Origin of the sequence: Lederbergia panacisoli, assembly GCF_024626525.1 — a bacterium.
Lineage (GTDB): Bacteria > Bacillota > Bacilli > Bacillales > Bacillaceae_C > Lederbergia > Lederbergia panacisoli.
The window spans coordinates 29,299-49,782 of record NZ_JANJGU010000016.1 but is presented as its reverse complement, the minus strand read 5'-3'; the positions used below and the strand labels follow the sequence as shown (position 1 = coordinate 49,782).

Annotated in this window: 17 protein-coding genes and 2 pseudogenes; 11 read left to right on the top strand and 8 right to left on the bottom strand. The window is 36.7% G+C overall.

Translation table 11 applies throughout. The features are described from left to right. Positions 1-32: 32 nt before the first annotated feature. The 6 genes from NQ185_RS16965 to NQ185_RS16940 form a co-directional block, all read right to left on the bottom strand. Entirely contained in the window at positions 33-920 is an 888-nt protein-coding gene (locus tag NQ185_RS16965; protein WP_257583206.1) for a carbohydrate ABC transporter permease, read from the bottom strand. A gap of 18 nt (positions 921-938) precedes the next feature. Then, positions 939-1,808 carry an ABC transporter permease gene (locus tag NQ185_RS16960; RefSeq protein WP_257583235.1) on the bottom strand — a complete coding sequence of 290 codons (870 nt, stop codon included), beginning with the start codon at positions 1,806-1,808 and terminating at the stop codon, positions 939-941. A 232-nt stretch (positions 1,809-2,040) separates the two neighbouring features. Beyond that, positions 2,041-3,534 carry an ABC transporter substrate-binding protein gene (locus tag NQ185_RS16955; RefSeq protein ID WP_257583205.1) on the bottom strand — a complete coding sequence of 498 codons (1,494 nt, stop codon included), beginning with the start codon at positions 3,532-3,534 and terminating at the stop codon, positions 2,041-2,043. Positions 3,535-3,713: 179 nt separating this feature from the next. Beyond that, positions 3,714-5,312 (bottom strand): response regulator transcription factor, encoded by a 1,599-nt coding sequence (locus NQ185_RS16950; RefSeq protein ID WP_257583203.1) that lies wholly within the window; start codon positions 5,310-5,312, stop codon positions 3,714-3,716. Next, positions 5,313-7,034 carry a sensor histidine kinase gene (locus tag NQ185_RS16945; protein ID WP_257583202.1) on the bottom strand — a complete coding sequence of 574 codons (1,722 nt, stop codon included), beginning with the start codon at positions 7,032-7,034 and terminating at the stop codon, positions 5,313-5,315. A 78-nt stretch (positions 7,035-7,112) separates the two neighbouring features. After that, positions 7,113-7,778, bottom strand: coding sequence for a lysozyme inhibitor LprI family protein (locus NQ185_RS16940; protein ID WP_257583201.1), 666 nt, complete (start codon positions 7,776-7,778; stop codon positions 7,113-7,115). Between the two features lie 489 nt (positions 7,779-8,267). On the opposite strand from NQ185_RS16940, the gene NQ185_RS16935 reads away from it, so the two are divergent. The 6 genes from NQ185_RS16935 to NQ185_RS16910 all read left to right on the top strand — a co-directional run bounded on the left by NQ185_RS16935 (position 8,268) and on the right by NQ185_RS16910 (position 12,363). Next, positions 8,268-8,474: a YwbE family protein gene (locus NQ185_RS16935; RefSeq protein ID WP_257583200.1), complete on the top strand. Its 207-nt coding sequence runs from the start codon at positions 8,268-8,270 to the stop codon at positions 8,472-8,474. 103 nt (positions 8,475-8,577) lie between these two features. Continuing rightward, positions 8,578-8,802: a hypothetical protein gene (locus NQ185_RS16930; RefSeq protein ID WP_257583199.1), complete on the top strand. Its 225-nt coding sequence runs from the start codon at positions 8,578-8,580 to the stop codon at positions 8,800-8,802. A gap of 386 nt (positions 8,803-9,188) precedes the next feature. Further along, on the top strand, positions 9,189-10,079 hold the full coding sequence (locus NQ185_RS16925; RefSeq protein ID WP_257583198.1) for a DnaD domain-containing protein: 891 nt from the start codon (positions 9,189-9,191) through the stop codon (positions 10,077-10,079). Further along, complete coding sequence (locus NQ185_RS16920) at positions 10,076-11,317, top strand: replicative DNA helicase (RefSeq protein ID WP_257583197.1); 1,242 nt, start codon at positions 10,076-10,078, stop codon at positions 11,315-11,317. Before NQ185_RS16925 ends, NQ185_RS16920 begins: the two co-directional genes overlap by 4 nt. Further along, positions 11,304-11,726, top strand: a complete 423-nt coding sequence (locus NQ185_RS16915; RefSeq protein WP_257583196.1) for a hypothetical protein — start codon at positions 11,304-11,306, stop codon at positions 11,724-11,726. The genes NQ185_RS16920 and NQ185_RS16915 overlap by 14 nt, the downstream gene beginning before the upstream one ends. Positions 11,727-11,907: 181 nt before the next feature. Continuing rightward, positions 11,908-12,363: a hypothetical protein gene (locus tag NQ185_RS16910; protein WP_257583195.1), complete on the top strand. Its 456-nt coding sequence runs from the start codon at positions 11,908-11,910 to the stop codon at positions 12,361-12,363. A 260-nt stretch (positions 12,364-12,623) separates the two neighbouring features. Here NQ185_RS16910 and dacB read toward each other — a convergent pair whose 3' ends face one another. Both dacB and NQ185_RS16900 read right to left on the bottom strand, forming a co-directional pair. Next, positions 12,624-14,222, bottom strand: coding sequence for a D-alanyl-D-alanine carboxypeptidase/D-alanyl-D-alanine endopeptidase (gene dacB, locus NQ185_RS16905; protein ID WP_257583194.1), 1,599 nt, complete (start codon positions 14,220-14,222; stop codon positions 12,624-12,626). A 599-nt stretch (positions 14,223-14,821) separates the two neighbouring features. After that, positions 14,822-15,109 (bottom strand): annotated as a pseudogene (locus tag NQ185_RS16900) (DUF2628 domain-containing protein); the annotation flags it as partial. A 171-nt stretch (positions 15,110-15,280) separates the two neighbouring features. Here NQ185_RS16900 and NQ185_RS16895 point away from each other — a divergent pair. The 5 genes and pseudogenes from NQ185_RS16895 to NQ185_RS16875 all read left to right on the top strand — a co-directional run. Then, positions 15,281-15,955, top strand: a complete 675-nt coding sequence (locus NQ185_RS16895) for a GntR family transcriptional regulator (protein ID WP_257583193.1) — start codon at positions 15,281-15,283, stop codon at positions 15,953-15,955. An 813-nt stretch (positions 15,956-16,768) separates the two neighbouring features. Continuing rightward, a complete protein-coding gene (locus NQ185_RS16890) occupies positions 16,769-17,308 on the top strand; it encodes a PIG-L deacetylase family protein (protein ID WP_257583192.1) in 540 nt (179 codons plus the stop codon). Next, the gene (locus tag NQ185_RS16885; RefSeq protein WP_257583191.1) at positions 17,308-17,589 is read left to right on the top strand and encodes a hypothetical protein; all 282 of its coding nucleotides are present in this window, start codon (positions 17,308-17,310) and stop codon (positions 17,587-17,589) included. Before NQ185_RS16890 ends, NQ185_RS16885 begins: the two co-directional genes overlap by 1 nt. Before the next feature lie 38 nt (positions 17,590-17,627). Continuing rightward, a complete protein-coding gene (locus NQ185_RS16880) occupies positions 17,628-18,668 on the top strand; it encodes a sugar phosphate isomerase/epimerase family protein (RefSeq protein WP_257583190.1) in 1,041 nt (346 codons plus the stop codon). A 1,085-nt stretch (positions 18,669-19,753) separates the two neighbouring features. Next, positions 19,754-20,461 (top strand): annotated as a pseudogene (locus tag NQ185_RS16875) (carbohydrate ABC transporter permease); the annotation flags it as partial. Between the last annotated feature and the right edge of the window lie 23 nt (positions 20,462-20,484).

Here is a 20,484-nt window from a genome sequence, read left to right as displayed (position 1 = left end):
TTATGAACACAGGTGATCGTGACTTTAGATGATTACCCTTTAACTGCACCTAATGCAATGCCTTTTACAAGATACTTTTGGAAGAAAGGATAAGCCACAATGATAGGCAGCACACCAACAACCGCTATCGCCATTCGTACGGATGTACTCGGAATTTGCGATGCAGCTTCACTTGCATTTGTGCCTAAAGTGCCTTCCGCTAAGAATTGAATATCACTAAGCATTCTATTTAACATATTCTGGATGCTGAACATTTCTTTATCCGTAATATAAATTAACCCATTAAACCAGTCATTCCAATAGACAATGGTTTGCAATAAACCGATTGTTGCAAGGATGGGTAATGATAGTGGTAAAACAATTGAATAAAATGTCCTAAATTCTCCTGCACCATCCATTCTAGCTGATTCGATAACGGGTTCCGGAATAGATGTCATAAAAAAGGATCTCATGAGTAAAACATTAAATCCATTCACTAACAATCCTGGAACAATAAGTGCCCATATTGTATTTTTCACATCAAAAATTTGAGTGTATACCAAATAGGTTGGGACAAGTCCACCGTTAAACAGTAATGTAAAGAATACGAAAAATGCTAGGATATTCCGATACGGCAAATCTCTTCTTGAAAGTGAGTATGCAAGCATGGCGGTAATGGCTAAGCTTGCAATCGTTCCTGCGACTGTCACAAAAACAGTGATTCCGTATGCTCTCAGGATGCTGCTAGAATTCTTTATTAAATATTCATATGCTGAAAGACTAAACTCAGCAGGGATAAAATTATACCCTTCTCTTAAAATGAATTCTTCGGACGTTAACGAAGAAGATATTAAGATAATGAATGGAATGATACTAAGAATGGCGAGAAGAGCCAGGAAAATATGTGATACGGTTTGTGTTATACGGTCTGATGTTACCATTTTCAAATCACCTTTTCTCTAAAATAATGCACTATCCTTATCTCTTACTCGAACTGCCCAGTTGGATAATAGAACAAGCACAAAACCTACGATAGATTGATAAAGTCCAGCCGCAGCAGACATCCCGATATCCCCAAGCTGTATCAGACCACGATACACATACGTATCGATAACATTTGTTGTATCATATAATGCCCCTGAATTCATCGGCACTTGGAAGAACAATCCAAAATCGGAGTAGAAAATTTTACCGATCGCAAGTAATGTCATCATAATAATAATGGGCATAATGAGCGGTATGGTGACGAAGCGTATTTGTTGCCACTTATTTGCACCATCCAATGTAGCCGCCTCATAGAGCTCTCCATCAATTCCAACAATGGCTGCTAAATAAATGACACATAAAAAACCAATGCCCTTCCAAGTACTAACGAATGTTAATATGTATGGCCATAGCGAAGCCTCGGTGTACCATGATATTTCCTCTTTGCCCAACATTGGTAAAATTGTATTATTGAAAAAGCCGACATCAGTGCTTAAAAATGCATTGGCTAAATAACTAACAATTACCATTGAAATCAAAAAAGGCAATAAAATCGCACTTTGATAAAAACGAGCCGCAAATTTATTTTTAATTTCATTTAACAAAATGGCAGCTGCTACAGCAAAAACTGTATTTAAAACAATAAATAGACCATTATATAAAATCGTATTACGAGTAATAATGAATGCATCTCTTGTTCCAAAAAGATATTTGAAGTTTTCAAATCCAACCCAATCACTGGCAAAAATCCCAGTAGCATAATTAACATCCTTAAACGCAATAATTAATCCAAACATAGGTAGATAATTATTGATTAGTAGATAGATTAATCCTGGTAACATCATGATAAATAAAGGAAGAAATCTTAAAAATTTCGCTTTTTTATATGTTGATTTTGCCTTTGATCCTACTTTTCTTTTAGGTTTGATTGTTGAAACATGTTCCAATATATATCACCTCTTCAAAATGGAATAAAAGCTTTTACCTAAATATGTTTTAAGTTGTAAAATCACATAAGTAGAGAACGTAAAACAGTTCTCTACTTACGATTTATTTATGATCGTTTGTATACAACGATTAATTCTTCTTTCTCCACTCATCAAGTTGCTTTTGCTTTTCTTCCATAATTTTATCTGAACCGGCGCTTTTTAATTTCTTAATAAATTCTGGCAATGACTTTTCAGGATCCAATGTTCCTGTTTCCAATCCAGCTCGGTATTGTTCCAGTACGTTTGCAGTCGCAGCAATCTCTGTTTTTACCGGTGTAACATCAAAGCTAAATCCGAAAGCAGGAGAGGCTTTTGCACTTTCGTTAAATTCAGAAAGTTGTTTCCAGTAATCTTTTTCATTCCCTTTCCAAACATGAGTAAGGAAGTTGTTTCCAATTAACCACTGGTTAAATACATAATTGCTTTCACCTTCTGGCTGTACAGCAAAACCTTCGTCATCAATTGTGTAGTGCTTACCTTCAATACCTAAAGTTAATAAGTTCATAATATCTGCATCAGTATATAAAAGGTTCATAAATTCCATTGCTTTTTCAGGGTTTTCACTATTTCTTGCAAGTGACATCATAAAACTTGTTGCGGAAGTTGTGAATTGGAATGGTTCTGTTACCCTTACAGCCACCATTTCATGACCTGAACGGATTGTTTCTTGTGTTTCGAGTCCTGGCTTCATATTCGTGAAATAACCAAATCCTTTACCAGACTTCACAATGTTATAACCAACTTCATCAGAAGTTGCAGCATCTTTCATAATGTAGCCAGCTTTATACCATTCTCTTGCTAAACTTACGGCATCTTTGTATATCGGACTTTCAAATAGGTTTTCAACTTTCCAGTTATCTTCTTTCATTTCCAATACTCCGATATTATCGCCTAAACGATCAAAAAACGGATAAATATATGTTTCAGCAACGGAAAGTAATGTACCTGTGTTAACAATTGGGTCTATTGTTGGTTCATTCTCTTTTATCGTTTTGAAAATGTCGCCCATATCTTCAATTGTTTTTACTTTTGATAAATCAATGTTATATTTTTCAACTAAATCTTTTCTCATAATAAATCCATGATCTGATGCCCAGTCCCTAACACTTGGAACGCCATAGATTTTTCCATCAATTTTTGTAGCATTGATCATATGTTCTGGCATAGTTTCTAAGACGCCTTTTCCATGTGACTCTAGTAGTTCATCCAACGGAAGAAGCTGCCCTTTAGCGGCTTGTGTACTATAGTTATAGAAAGATGAGGATACAATTAAATCTAGTTTTTCTGTACCAGTTAACATCAGGTTTGTTTGCTGTGTCCATGCACCACCACCAATAGGTAATAATGTTACATTGACATTAATTTTTTCTTTTGTTATCTTATTAATTTCTTCTTGGACATTTTTAATATCATCAACATTGGAAGATGCAATATAGGCCATCGTCAATTCATATGGTGCTGCATCTTTCCCATTGGAACCCGCTGTATTTCCATCCTTTTTTGATCCACATCCTGAAATAACCAATAAGGATACAATCAGTATCGTCAGTAATGTTTTCATTGATTTTAAATGTTTTGACATTTCAAAATCCCCCTATACTCAATATTTTTTTCTCTTGATTAACTATAACGAACTTTCTAACAATATACTTTTCATAATCCGACATATCATTTTTGTTTTTCAGACTTTTAAACAAAACCATGCGAAAACTGCTGCACAAAAAAATGTGCTTCTACAGAAATTGCAGAGCACATGTTTAATCAGGATTCTTGATTCATAACTGTTCTTCTAAATTCCATTGGATTTAGATGGGTATAATTTTTAAATAAGGTTGAGAAATAGGAGAAATTTGTATAACCGCATTCTAGCCCTACTGTACTAATAGGGAGTTCCGTTTGTGTAAGCAGTTGTTTTGCCTTTTCCATTCTTACATGTTGCATATATGTTGATATAGATACGCCAGTTTGTTTTTTGAAGATCCTTGTTAAATAATCGGGATTTAAATAGACATGATTAGCGATGTCGTCCCTCGTTAATTTGTGGATACTGATATTTTCATTAATAAATTCCTTAACTTTGTCAACCACGGAACAGCTATCTTCATTCGGATGAATTTGTTCCATCGTTAATGTCGTTAAGAAGAGGATCCATTCCTTGAAGTCATCTATCGTTCCTATGTTTTCTAGTTCATTTAGCAACACTTTGTTTGAAAAAACTTTATTTGCTTCCAACCCTTTTGTTTGCAAGAGATAGAAAATAATTTGCAAAAAATCTTGGTAAAACACATGAAGAGAATTTCGTGTGACATTCATGTCTGCTATTTTCCAAGATGTAATAAATTGTTGAATTTCATCAAGAATCTTATCTTTGGAACCATTTTTCATTAATTCAATCCACGTTGTCTTTGGTAGATTCGGTGTAAAATAGCTACTATTATGATGTTCTATCGAGAATGTTTTATTTGTATGTATAACATTATTTTTATCCATTCTTTTTAACTCGTGCACAACCGAGACCAAGTTGTTTAACTCAGTTTGTTTCCCTATATAAAAACAAAAGTCCAAATAAAGTGATTGTTTGAACTGTGTAATAATTTGATCACAATGATTGACGATTTGGTTATGGTTAACTAGTTCTTCCGAAATAAATAGTAGGTGAGTTGCTGATAATTGAATCACCGTTACATTTGATTCCAGTTTCATTATTTCTGTTTGAACATAATGAGCGGCTTTTTTTTCCGCTTCCTCGTGAAATAAAAGCTCCTCATTAGGTCGGTATTGTATATGCGCAAGAATAGGGAGAAACTGTGCATCTATGCCAAATTTAATTTCGTATTTATTCAGATAATCGTTTATTTCCTTTTCCGAAGAAGGAATCATTTCGTCAATCAAATTTCTCCAAAAGGTTTCTTTTTGATTGGAACGATGCATTTCCTGCAGATGTAAAAATGACTCTTCTAGCTGATTTAGATTCCGATTCTCTTGGATTTTTTGAATGGCTTCCTTGATCTCATCTTCCAATTCTTTATAGTCAATCGGCTTTAACAAATAATTCAAGCTTTTCAATTTGACCGCCTGTTTTGCAAACGCAAATTCAGAGTGACAAGAAATAAAAATGGCCTCTGTGTCAGGATGATATTCCCTTACCCATGATAATAATTCGATTCCAGACCCTTTTGGCATATCGATATCACTTAATAATAAATCGATATGATGATGTTCAAATATAGACTGGGCTTGTTTTTTGTTATGTGCCGTAAATACAGATACAATTCCAAGCTCTTCCCAATCAACACCTGCCAAGATTCCTCTAACTGCATGAACTTCATCATCGACAATAAGTACATTCATGTTTGTCATTTATTCATCCCCTACATCCTTTGTACTTAATGGAAGTTTTATTTTTACCGAAGCCCCTACTTGATTTCCAAATTCAATATTCGTCCTGTCTTTCCCATATAGTAATTCCAATCTCTTTTTTATGTTCCATATGCCAATACGCTCACCATTCTCTGTAATAATAGGTTCGTCCTTATTTAGCATGGATAAAATATCCTTCGAGAACCCATCTCCTGTATCATCTACTTGAATGAAAATAAAATCATCCTTTGAATCCTTTTGCCATACTTTTATCAGAATTTCCATTGTATCATCCAAATTAAGTCCGTGTTTTATAATATTTTCAACAAGTGATTGAATAATAAGTGGAGGTATTTTAACTTTATTCCACTTTGGGTCAACATCGAGGTGATATGTAAAAGCATCAGGAAATCGTAATTGCTGGATGTTTAAATAATTTTGTGTATGTTTTAGTTCATCTTCTAAGCTGACAAAATATGAATTACTCTTGAACATAAACCGAAAATAATTAGCTAGAGATTGGGACATCTGTTGGATTAAAGAAAAGTCCTTCACTGTTGCTAAATTATATATAATATTCAAGGAATTTAGGAAAAAATGAGGATTAATTTGCAACTGTAAATGTTTTAATTCTGCCTTTTGTAAATTTATTTTCTTTTCATATACGTCAATTTTCAAACGATGAATATCCGAAATCATCCGATTGAAAGATTCATTCATCATTTCGAATTCAGTTGAACTTTTCGCCTTTGGTAGACGAATATTCAAATCGCCATTGCGTAATTTTTTCATCGCATGGACAATTTGAAGGATGGGTTTTAGAAATATATTTCTCATCAATATAACAAACAGCAACAAAAATAGAATAGATCCTATCGTAATATATATCGAAATCCGTTGTATAAACGGCAAATCTTGTAAAATAGTTTGTTCAGGTATTAAGGCAACAATATTGAAATCTCCATTTATGGATGGCTCATTCATGACAATAAACTGATCACTTTTCCCTTTAATTAAGTACGACTCAGATTGCTTCTTTAATTCAATGTCCTCTGATTGAAGAAATTTATTATGGGTAATTGGTAGATAGTTAGAGGTAGTAATCACGGTTCTGCCTAGTTCACCAAATTTAATGTGTTTTAGAGGGGTGATTAATTTATCAATATTCATCCATGCACCAGTAAACACATCTTCATTATTAATGATATAAAGCAAATAATAATGGTGCTCCCCTTTCCAGAGGGTCCATTTACCATCCGGTAATTCTTTTCCGTTTTTATGTAATACATTTTTTATTTCATTTGCCGTTTCCACTCTTTCCGTATAGCTATTGCCAAATTTTTGCGTATAAATCATTTCATCATAACCCGCAGTATAGATGAAAAGTGAATCTACCGGCATATAAAAATTCGCTTGTTTAGAAATGGTTTGATATAGTCGTAGTTTTGCTTTGACGACATTATTGTAATCTACATCTTCCTTTTTTTGTAAGGATAAGATATCCACGTGATTTGATAGTTGATATACAAAGTTCCCGGTGTTTTCCAATTGCTTGTCAATTTCATTCATATGCAGATTCAACATTTTTTTATTTGATTGCTCTACCTGATTCCTTATTACACCAACAGAGTAATAATTATTAATGATTAAAATGACGATAAGTGGAACGAGAATGAGGCAAATGCTGCAAAATAACTTTACAATAAGAGAGTTCCGAATCATGTATGTCACCTACACTCTATCTATTATTTAGAAATAAGATTGTTCCTGAAAAATCAAAGACTCTTTTGTGTTGGATAATTATTTAATATAATGCGCAACTAGCTCATAGCATCTTTCTCTTGTAAGACTTGCTCGCGTAGCCACATATTCTAATGATTCGGTTGACCCACCTTTATATTTTAGTGATGCTTCTTTCGCAACTTCATCTCTGCTTTTTATCCAGTGTCGTTGTTCATCTCTTAATTTATCCATCTGCTCCCTACTAAGTTGTTCCTTCAATACTCCGTAAATTACGTTCAATTCTTCATCCCATTTTTTATATCTGTCCGTTTCTTGTTCCTCTAGTTCTGCCATTGTTGTTCCAGCTTCTTCATCTCTATCTGCTTCTTCCATTTCATTAAGTTTCTTGAGATATTCATCCTTTTTACTTTCAGTTATTTCACTATCGTTATTACTAGATTTCGGTGACTCTTTATCATTTGAATCTGTAGATGTATTAGAATTACCTTCTTGATCATTTAGCTGAGTGTTCTCAGCACCTTCTGAAAAGTTTTCTGTTGTATTGTTATCAATAATTGTTGAGTCTTTATCTGATGTGTCGGCATTTGCATATTCAGTTGAGCCTTTGTTTGATGACTGGTTGTTCGGTTTTGCATTTGCTCCATCAGAAGTGTTTCCACATGCAGCCAATATAATGAATACTACTGTTAACATGACCATTAATAACTTCCGATTATTTTTCATTTTTTCAAACCCCTTTGTAACAAACTAACGTTTTAATAACCTTTCACGTAAAAATTACTCGTAAACGCCTAGTTGAAAAAAAGTTTTCCCAACTATTTATTAATGTTAACACAAAAATAAAATATACCTTTGATAAGTGGCTTTTAAAAGGAGTTTCACATTTTTGCAGTCTCTTTACATTTATGGAAATGGCCAAGCGCATTAAAAACGAAATTTTATCATAGGTTAAGTTATGAGTTTCTTAACCCATACTGCTTAACGAAAAATACAGAAAAGGTCATCATTCTATACTTATTAGGGATCTCCCATTTTAAGGCTGAGTTGCAATGATTTCCGTTTTACGGGATAATGTGTGTGGAATTTTTATCTGGATACTGATTAGGGAGCAATCTTACTAGTAAAGAGATACCAATGGGAGCGATTCGCACTAAAAGCCATGCAAAAGTTAATCGGAAGTTAAAGATATTTTCAAATAAGGAGATTGTCAATATGAATGGTAGAAATAGATCGGATATACAAGCAGGACAAACAGTGGATATTGTATTGAAAATAGATCAACCAACGGGTAAGTTAACTCGGGGGACTGTTAAGGATATTCTGACAAAATCAGCTTCACATCCTCATGGCATCAAAGTTCGTCTGCATGATGGTCAAATAGGGAGAGTCAAAAAAGTAATATCTCCCGACATGCCATAAGCAGCACGGGGGGCAAGACACTCTATTGGATTGTAAGTAAACCGACAACTAAAGAGCCAGACCCTATATTCCTTTTAAAAACAAAATGAAGGTGGTGGAATGTGTGGCTACCCGCAAAGAAGAGTTATATCGGTTGATAGATCATTTGGATGAAAGGGGCAAAAAGGCAGCATTCGATTATTTAGAATACCTCGTTCAACGTTCCCGGAAGAAGCCAAAAGTATGGGAAGAGATTGATAAGGCCGATTCCGATCAGGAACCATTATCGGAACAGGAATTGGAACAATTAAACAGTGATGAAGGATATGTATCGAGGGGATATTTATAAATAGAATAATGATTATTCAAAATAATGAAGTGGAGTTATTTTTAAAGGAATATTTTCACGCGAATTTTTTTTATTTTAAATTTGTCATCAACTTTCAAAGGACATCTTTGTCATCGATCTTTCGGTGCAACGATGTTTTTTTTTTTATAAACTTTTATCAACATTGACAGTAAAAAAACTAAGACTCCCTTAAAAACAGCGGTATTACCGCGCTTTTGGGGAGTTTTTTATTTTTCACTTTACAGATATGAATTCGCGCCTTTTGCCTCTTTCTCATATTCATAAATCTTTTTCCTAACAGGGGTGTCCTTTTCTCAACCTCATCGATATATACAAAGTGAAAGGGTTTCATATTAAAAAATATTTCAAGGAAAAGAGGAAAAACAATGGCGAAGTATCGTGTAGTTCATACTCATTTTTGGGAAGATCAAAAGGTGGAGGAGATGGTGCTTGAGGATAGGCATTTGTTTCTTTATTTGTTAACGAATAAACATACGAAGCAAATTGGCATTTATACGATTTCGAAGAGGCAGATGGCGTTTGATACATATTTTTGTATAGATACGGTTAACAGTAGTTTGGAACGTTTGATTGAACAGTACAAGCTTGTGAAATATAACCCGGATACTAGGGAAATCGCGATTAAGAATTGGGGGAAATACAATTTTATTCGCGGTGGAAAGCCTGTCGAGGATTGTGTAAGAAGTGAGATGGAAGAGGTCAAAGATCGAGAACTAATTCGTTATGTAGGAGAACGTATTACAAATAGAAGATTTAGAGACATGTACGAGTCATATTTAGATGTGCCTTTTGAATCTTCAAATAATGCAAAAGCTAGTAACCAAGCGGGAGTTGGCGATACGTTAACGATACGTGGACAAAATGAAAATGAAAAAGAAAAAGAAAAAGAAAAACAAAAACAAAAACAAAAACAACTACTACGTGGTAGTCGTGGTCAGGAAAATGTGATTGATTTTTACCAACAGAACTTTGGGATGCTTTCTCCCTTTATCACAGAAGAAATTCTTGATAGTGTTGATGAATTTGGGGAAGAGCTTGTCTTGGAGGCTATGAAAATATCTTTAACAGTGGGTAAGCGAAACTGGCGGTATACATACGGGATTTTGAAAAGATGGCGTGATGAACGGGTGAAAACCTTGGGAGATGTATGGGCCCTTGATAAAGAGTTTGAACAACAGAAAAAGGTATCTTCTGCAATACCCAATAACCTTGAGATTTATGAACATAATCCTTCAGAAGGGGAGGACCCGAGGTGACTGTTGAAAAGGCGCTCTTAGGTTGTATGTTGAAAGAGAATTTTTACATATCGGATAGTATCGTCAGGCCGGAACATTTTGAAGACCCGCGTCATCAAGCGCTTTTGAGGGAAATGCGGCTTTTGCATGAAAAGGGGACGAGCGTTGATATTATCACTCTCACAACAACCGTGGATATGGAGCCATTTGGGGGAATATCCTACCTCTATGATTTACAAGCGTATGCGAGTCCCGAAAAGTTTGATGAGTATGAGCAGCTGCTTCTAGACGTATGGAAAGAGCGGGAGAAACGAAATATTTTAACGCGGGCAAGAGAGGAAGATTGGGGCATTCAGCAAGTAATCCATGCTTTAAATGTCATTGACGAAGCGAGAATGGGTGACCACTTGTCCATTACAACGGCACTCGCTGAAATTTATGAGGCACCATGGCAAGAAGGGCAGCAAACAATAGGGATTCCGACGGGAATTAAAAAGTTAGATCAAATGACGAACGGCTTTCAAGCAGGGGAGCTTACGGTTATTGCGGCAAGGCCGTCGATGGGAAAAACTGATGTGATGCTTCACTTCGCGAAAGAAGCGGGCTGGCAACAGTATCTTCCGATTATTTTTTCAATCGAAATGCCGTATCAAAGCTTGGTGCAAAGATTAATTGCTTCAACAGGAAGGATTAACCGCATTAAATTACGGAACCCGAATCGGGATCTAAGTTTTGAGCAGAAGGAAAAGTGGCCGGAGACAATCGGGCGTGTATCCAATACGAATATGCAGATTTTTGATGGCGCCAGGCAAACAATTGCGGAGATGCGGGCGAAAACTCGAAAGTTGATCCAGCAATTTCCCGATCAAAAGCCAATTATTTTTATTGACTATTTAACGCTAATCCGTCCGGCACAAGATTATGGCGGAAACATGCATCTGCAAGTGACGGAGATTTCAAGGGATTTGAAGGTGCTCGCCAAGGAAATGAACTGCCCAGTTGTATTGCTTGCCCAGTTAAATCGAGCGGTGGAGCAAAGGCAAAATAAGCGGCCCTTGATGTCTGACATTCGGGAATCGGGTAGTGTCGAGCAAGATGCGGATGTCATAATTTTTCTCTACCGTGACACGTACTATGATAAAAGTTCAGACCAGAAACAGCTTGAACTGATTATTTCAAAAAACCGCAACGGTCCAGTTGCGACTGTCAATGCAGACTATAATCAATTTACAGGGAGGATCCAAGATGTCAACAGTTAAAAGGCTTTTTGAGGATGCGATTCGCTATGAGGAAAGCTTCCTGGCTCATTATATTTATTGCTTGCTAAAGGAAGAGAAAATTACATTGGAAGATGATGATTCTATCCTATCCGAGGTGCAGCCTGATTCTGCGAAACTAGTAAAAATGGTGAAAGAAAATCACCTCGGTTTTTGCCAAGTTAAGATGTTTGCACTAAAGGCTAGGAACACCCCATGGATTTTTATTTTCGCCAAAAATCTAGAGGAAGCGGAAAAGCTTTTGTTGAGGGAAACAGGTCAAAGACCATTGAGATGCCGCGAAATTATTCCGGATCAAGTCGTATATGTAAACAATCGCTTCTTCAATTTCCACGATTTAAAAAAACAACAAAGCAAGTTTCCTTGTTTAGTTGGATATCATGAGACATAGTGCTAAATGTTAGAGAGAAACCTTATCTAATACGGAAAAACCAAGTCCTTTAATGGATAGCAGAAATACAAACGCAAGTTTCTATTGAATTAAAATACATATAAAATAGGCAACTACCTATCCCGCTTTGAAAATGGACACATACACTATTTTTGAAGCAATTAAGGAGAGGGGATATAAAATGGAAAGACAAATGTTTGGAGGTTATCCGGGCCAAGGTATGGGAATGGGCGGTTATCCGGGCCAAGGCATGGGAATGGGAGGTTACCCGGGCCAAGGCATGGGAATGGGAGGTTACCCGGGCCAAGGTATGGGAATGGGCGGTTATCCGGGCCAAGGCATGGGAATGGGCGGTTATCCCGGCCAAGGTATGAGCATGGGCGGTTACCCGGGCCAAGGCATGGGAATGGGTGGTTATCCGGGCCAAGGCATGGGAATGGGCGGTTATCCGGGCCAAGGCATGGGAATGGGCGGTTATCCCGGCCAAGGTATGGGAATGGGCGGTTATCCAAGCCAAGGTATGGGAATGGGCGGTTATCCAAGCCAGGGCATGGGAATGGGCGGTTATCCAGGCCAGGGTATGGGAATGGGCGGTTATCCAAGCCAGGGCATGGGAATGAGCGGTTTACCAAGATAGTTCTTGTCGGCCTTAGTTAAACAAGAGACTGGATATAGGCTTATTCAAAAGCCGAAAACGGGAATTTTTTAACGATGTATAAAAACTGCTTAAACAATATAAAGACGGAAGGGAGCCAAATCCTTGATAATACTGGTTTTGGCTCTTTGCTCATCTCCAAAAGTATACTTCTGAAACATTGAAGAAGAGCATATGGCTATTCATCCAAATCAAAAAGGAGACCCACCCTATATGGTGAATCCCATTTATAACGCATATCCTCAAATACCGCCACCATCCAACCGATGCTCCGCTAATATCATCACAATTTGATCTTGGATTTCAGACATCGACCCTCTGATAAAGTTATTCATCATGATTGAAAAAACAAGTTTTTCACCATCTTCTGTTGTGACGTATCCTGACAGAGTACTTACCCCGTCCAACGATCCCGTTTTTGCGTGCACTTTTCCGTTAGCTGCGCTCTCAGCCATTCGATAGCCTAGGGTTCCGCTGCCAAAGCGACCATATTCTCCGACAGCTGGCTGAGATTTTTCAAAAATGGGAAACCAATCTTTTTTCTGGATTTCATATAACATCCTCGTCAGTTCATTCGGAGGAATCAAATTACTATGAGATAGGCCTGATCCATCTTCAATTTTTACATTACTCCGATTGACCCCGAATTTTGCAATGGTTCCACCGATTACTTTAAGGCCAACATCCCAACTGCCTTCTCCGTACATCACTTTCCCCATTTCTTTTACAAGTGTTTCACCGTGGATATTATTGCTTAATTTCAAAAAAGGTAATAATAACTCTTCTAATGTCATTGATTCTTTGGAAGTTAACATTTGCGCGCCATCAGGTGTTTCATCTATTTTCATACTGACGTCATCACTTAATTTGATTCCTTGTTCTTCTAGCGACTTTTTAAAAACATCCAATGCATAGCCAGTCGGCTCCGACACAGAAAGGATCTCACCAACGCTTTTTCCTTCAAAAGGAATCGTTCCTTCAACGATGATTTCGTTGGTACCATGTCCCCGATCAATCGTCAGCGTATCCGTTTCTCCTTTATTTCCGGTTTTCGCGTTATTAATGATTTTTAGATAATCCGTCTCAGGTTTCAAAATCACATTTGGACGGGCACCATCCTTAGTCCCAGGCGCGACTTCGATAAGGATCGTTCCTGCATCAAAATCATCATTCGGTGATAAAGTAAGTGCTGATATTTGTGCACCGTAATAACTATTTTCATTCGACACATACAACCCTTGTGAATGGCGCATATCGTCATACCAGCGATCATCTCCAATTACATCACCGTTGATTTGATCGATGCCTTTATTTTTCAGATCACGGGCAAACTGATCGAAGTCTGCCTTTCTTAATGTCGGGTCCCCTTTTCCTTTTAAAAATACATTTCCATCCAGTACCCGATTCTTTAGTTTTCCATCCGTTAATACTTCTGTTTTGAATCGATACCCAGGTCCAAGCGTCTCCAAAGCAACTGCCGCCGTTATCATTTTCAAATTAGAAGCAGGCCGTAAACGTGTATCACCGAAATGCGAATAAATCAGATCTCCATCACTTGCTTTTCTAATACTAACACCCGTGACCGCCCCTTCAAGACGAGGATTTTGTAAAATCTCTTCAATTTTCTTTGATAGCGGTTTCGACCCTTTCACTTCTTCAGGCAATACAACCGCAAGCATAGCCAATCTTTTTTCACTTAACGTGATTAGCCGTAATGAAGGTAACTTAGTTACGACTACCGGGGAGCCTGATTTTGCCATGGACCCTGTTCCAGGCATGAAAAGAAGAATGGCTAGTATGATGCTGATTTTCATAGCGATTTTAGAAAAGTATCCTGCCATATTGAACCCCTATTATATGTATTTTTTTATTAATATAATACCAAAGTCTGCAAGAAATTACCTGGTTTCATCTAAATCTTCTGAATTTAATCTACTTTAAAAAATCATAAAGCTCCCGTTCTCTACCTAGATTTAGGGAGCTTCATCCACTTATGCCGTGTTTTCAAAATAAACGGAGAAATTCCGTTTATTTTGGAACATACCTTTATTTTCCTTAAAATAAAGGATGTTTGTCCGTTTATATTATCAAAATCTTTATTTTTGTCTTATTTGAAAAAGTTAATCGGAATATCTCCGTTTATATCTACCTATTCATCCGTTCCTATATACATTAGCCGGAAATTCTCCGCCTATCTACACGAAAATCAGCAATGAATAATACGTTTTAACTAAATCCCATTCCCATTTCGAGGGTTTAAATGGTTTTAGTCAGTTATTTAACCTGTTTTTTTACTTTTGGCACCTCAAAAGGGAACCCATTAACTTTTTTACGGCGTTTATTTTTTTCGTTAAGGGAGCTACGCATTTTTTAGGAGATTCGATAAAAAAAGGCTATCCATTAAGGGACGCTATCTGCTCCCTTTGGCTAGCCTGTTGAATTATGCAGTTCTTGAAATGATTTGATTGCTTTCCAATAGATTTCTTGATTCGTCGTTAGCTGGTTGGTAGCCTTTTTCGATCAATTCTTTAATGTAGATTTTATTGTAGACAAAGGAGAAAACAATCCCAGGTATCCACGCACCAAATCCTAATGTAAATGTACCGACTGCGGCAGAAATAATAAACATGATTGCTGCCCATTTTAAGTCACCACGGAAAAGTGCAGGGAAGAACCCGAAAAAGAATGTAGTCCAGCTGAATCCAACTTTTACTTCCTTTGTTACACCGCCGGCCTAATAATTTGATAATTTCAAAGTTACTTGCAGTTTTGAAAAATCTGTGTTATTTTGATACTAACAAATTTAACCCAGGAATTGGAGGAATGATAATCTTTTACTTTTAATGAAAATAGCATCACGAATATTAACGTATAAATGTTAAGACTGGAGTAATGTTTTGTGTGTAAACCAAATGAAGAACATATTTACTTGGAAATTAAACAAGCGATAATTCAGCAGAAGTTAAGACCAAATGTACAACTGGTAGAAGATGTTCTTGCTGATACTTTTGGGGTTAGTAGGACGCCAGTTCGTAATGTCCTTCGTAGACTTGCCACAGAAAAGTTGGTTAATGTGGTACCATACAAAGGAACTTTTGTTTCATGCCCCACAATTCAAGAGGCGAAGGATATCTTTGAAATGCGTAGGGTATTGGAAGCAGCGATTATTCGTAAGGTATGTGGAAAAACATCTGACGACAAGTTAAAAGAATTAGAAAAAATGCTAGAAGATGAAGTAGATGCACAAGAAAAAGGGAATATTTATGAAGCTTTAAATATTACAAGGGATTTTCATATGAAAATTGCCGAAATGTCTGGGAACCAGTATTTCTATCAACATTTGGAAGAATTGGTAGCTCTGACATATGTAATCATTGCATTTTACGGTTCGAATCAAATGTTTTGTAATGATCATAAGGAAATATTTGAAGCAATAAATAAACGTGATGTAAATTTAGCTGAAAAATTGATGGTGGATCATCTACATCAACTTGAAAGATGTTTAAATTTTGATGAAAGAATTACAAAGCCAAAGGGATTGGCTGAAATATTCAGTCAACGTGGTAAAATTTAATGGCAACAGATTTTTTTATATACTTAATTGTATACAATTTGGAACCCAATATTGAATAAAATTTTATATCCGTTGTATACATGCTATTAATATGTTTTTACAATATGAAGCAAACTCAAAAAGCAATCTTTTTATTAATAGATTCTATATTTTAGGGGGGTATAACAATCGATAATATTTTTAGACAAACAATTTAGTAAGGTTTTTAATTCTTATAAAAAATTGGAATTAAGATCGAAATAACGAAAAAGAGAGTTATTAATATAAGAATTTTTAACATGGTAAAAGTATTGCCAGAAAAAGAGGCTTTAAAATAGGAGAAAAATGCGTAGACCTTTTATGCTTACATTCATGTTGATAGCGATATCTTTACTTGTTTTATCCGGTTGCGGGACGGATTTTAGTAATGGCGCTAGTGATTCGTTGATAAAGCTGGTTGCCTACCATTTGTTATAGATCCAGTTATATAGCAAAAATATCAGGGAATTAGAAGAAGCAGTTATGGATGGGTATAACAGATTAAAATTGTATTTCAATATTTTTGTGCCACTTTCCAAACATAAGTACACAATTTGGTACTGACTACGGAATAATGCCAGCAGCTTCGCGTCTACTGCAATACCGGTTATCATAGTTTATCTATTCATGCAAAAGATATATTGAAAAAGGTTAACTACAGGTGCTGTAAAAGGGTGGCATTGTTCTAAAAAAAACAATTTGTGCTACACGCCCTGTTATGTTTATTAGTCAATTGACTCTTAAAATTTGTTTATTATGATCCAATAAAATAATCATTAAAGGGGACAGTGATCAATGAAAAAAGAAATCAATATTATTGTCATAGGTGCACATGCAGATGAACCAGATATTTATGCTGGAGGAACAGCCGCTTTGTTTGCTGAAATGGGACACAAGGTAAAGTTTTTAGCGTTAACTGATGGCTGTTGCGGTCACTATGAACAATCTGGAAGTGAATTGGTAGAGCGCCGTGTTCAAGAGGCACAAGAGGCTGCTAAGCGCCTGGGAGTACTGGAATATGATGTAATTACTGATATACATGATGGAGAACTTTTACCAACATTAGAAGTTAGAAAAGAAATAATTAGACAAATTAGAAGATGGCAAGCTGACATTGTTATATCATTCCATCCAGCAGGTCGACATTCTGACAATAGATATGCTGGTGTTGCCGTAATGGATGCTGCTCCTTTTGTAGCAAATCCAAATGCTGTACCTGAGGTTCCGTACATTAAACATGAGCCACTATTTCTATTAATGCCGGATTTTTCTAAAAGAGATGATTATAAGGCGGATATTGTGGTTGATATCGGTAGTGTGTTGGAAAAAAATTAATGGCCTGCGATGCACATGCATCCCAGTTCTATGAATTTACCCCTTGGGCAAATGGCACTCTAGATCAAGTCCCTAAGGATTGGGAGGGTAAAAAGAAATATCTTTTAACGGGCTGGAAAGCGTTTTTTGAGGTTTCTGAAGAAATGTATGAAGGTCTTGAAAAATGGTATGGAGAAGCAAAGGCCAAAAATGTGAAGTTTGCAGAGCCATTTGAAATTGCTGACTATAGTAACAAGTATAGTGATGACCGAATACGTGAAATGTTCCCTATGTTTAATTAAACTTTGTGCTTGAATTTCAAATGTGAAAGGAGATTTACATGAAAATTGGTGTTGATATGCATCACGGGTTTATCAATGAAGACGTGCCCGTTGAGCAAGCGTTGGAAAGAGCAAAAGCTGAAGGTTTTGAAGGGATTTATTATAAATCTCCCCTTTCTATTTCATCCTCGTTGGACATGGGAGAATTGAAATCCGCTATTGATTGTGCCAACGATATGGGGTTGTATATCGACCTTGGCATTGGCCGAGTCAATCCCTTCAATACTAATGAAACACCCGATGTGTGGCTTCTTGGTGGAGGGGACTACAAGTTAGCAATTGAAAAAATGTTATTTGCTGCTGCCCATATGGGTGTAAAGGAATTGGTAGGAGTAACAGCGGGATGGAAAGAGATGCATTCCGGATACCATGTTTATGATCGTTTTCGGACTGATGTTACTTGGCAGGATCAACTAATGGCAACAACAAAATTTTTAAAATCTCTCGTCCCTGTCCTCAAAGAAACAGGAACTAGAATCAACCTAGAAACACATGAAGAAATTACTTCCTATGAAATCCTTCGAATCATTGAAGAAGTTGGAGAGGATGTCATAGGTGTAACTTTTGACACGGCTAACGTTGTGGCACGTGGGGAAGATCCTGTAGCAGTTGCGGAAAGGACAGCACCATATGTACATCAAGTGCATGCTAAAGACTGTATTTTATACTTTTCAGATACTGGACTTGTACGGCAGGTTAAGCCTCCAGGACAGGGGATTGTCGACTTTGAAAAAATTATCAAAATATTAAATCAACACCAACCAAATCTCCATTTGCAAGTTGAGGATCATAAAGGACTAATGCATTGCGACATTTTTGTCCAGGAATGGAGAGATAGTCATCCAGATTTGAATATTGGGGAAGTTGCTGAATTAGTAAAAATGGCCCGCATATGCGAACAAAGGATTCAACAGAATATCTATCCAGATCCACATGAATATGAAAAACCTAGTTATTATGATCAAAGGAATGAAAGGCTAGAACATGCGCGTGAGCATTTATTTGGCTTATTGCATGAATTAGGGAAAAAGAAAAATTAATTATGCCCTTGGTTAGTGTTAAAACTACCCTTTAAGGCACGCTCAAATAAATAACTAGCCATTAAATGTAGTATGATTTCCCATCATATTTAACGTAAGTAAGATACTATATTTGTATCTTTGTAGAAGCATTATATATTGTTAATAATTATAGTTTTCACCGTAAACAACGGTAGGATTTTACTTGGAGGGGTGGGTATGATAGCTGGTTTGCCAGATGAACAACGGCTTCCGCCTTTCAAGACAACTCATACTCACAAAGGCTCCAAGTCAAGTCCTTAAACGCTTTTCTACGGTTACATGTAAACTATGATAAAAAGTACACTAATAAAGGAAACGGATGACATCTTTGGAAATCTTAAAAAGGTGCATGAAGAATATCACGGGAAAAGCAATGTTGTTCGATTGTCTGTTGATACCAAGGACAGGGTGAAAATCGGCATTTTCAAGTCAAAAGCAGGCGAATACACAAACAGCTGACCACGGCTTTGGAAATGAATTTTTAACCCCGTGTGGGATATTGGGTGTAAACAATGATCATCTTGATCTGACATGTACACAATCAAAGGTGACAGCTGATTTAATGGTTGATTGTCTTGAGGAATATTGGATCGAACAAAATTTATTAGGAAATGGTTCGTCGAAATCAAACCACAAAAATGCGCAGGGGCGCTGAAGGTGTCAGTAAAAGTGTTAAAACGATGTGCACTTTTTGACAAAGCCTTCCCTAAATTCAATGTTGTTTGACACCTCTTGCAAGAAAAGCGACTAATCCTGCATTTAAGAAACATGGGAGCCCATCCCTCGCAAAGATAGACTTATTTTTTTAAAAATGTAGCCTAGTTTGTAAAAAACAATTGAATTCCATGATAAAGTTTGAAAGGAATTTCTAGTGTAAAACTATGAAACTGCTAACAGTAGTATGCATTGAGGAATATCGCAATTTCAACGAAAGAGCTAAAAAGGGAAGGAGGGATTGCATACATTTTTCATCTATTTCTTTGACTTTGTGTAAGCGTTGTCAATTTATAACTTTCAAATATATGGTGAAACACTAAAGAAGTAATCGTGGGGAGTCGATATTCGTTTTCCAGGATTCTCGTATCCTAAATGGATTTTTAATCTCCGTTCTTCGTACAGTCATCGGAACGGCGACAGCTGTTATGTTTACCGCCATTTTCGCGTACGGGATGTCGAGAAAAGAATTGATTGGTCGCGATTATTATATGATTTTCTGTGTCATCACAATGTTTTTCAGTGGTGGTTTGATCCCTACCTTCCTATTAATCAGAGGATTGGGGCTATTCAATACATTTTGGGTCATGATTATTCCGGGCTTAGTCAGCGTATGCAATATGATCATCTTCCGAACCTTCTTCCAAGGCTTGCCTGCAGGACCTGAAGAATCCGCAAAAATTGATGGTTGTGGATATTGGGGAACGTTCTTTCGATTCGTCCTTCCACTATCTGGCCCAGTTATCGCAACATTATCGTTATTTACCGCTGTGTTTCACTGGAATGGCTGGTTTTCTCCGAGTATCTATATTTCGGATCAAAAGCTACTTCCAATCCAAACGATGTTACAGCAAATTCTTAGCTCCAAGATCATGACAGAGCAAATGGCGCAAGCTGATTCTACAGCTGCAGCTCACATGAATAAACTGAAATCTGTTTTAACAAAATCTCTTTCCATGGCGACGATGATGGTCGCAACGATACCAATCATTTGTGTATACCCATACGTACAGGAATATTTCGTAAAAGGGGTATTGGTTGGTTCGTTGAAAGGGTAATCAACTTGGTTTAAGGTGCAAGC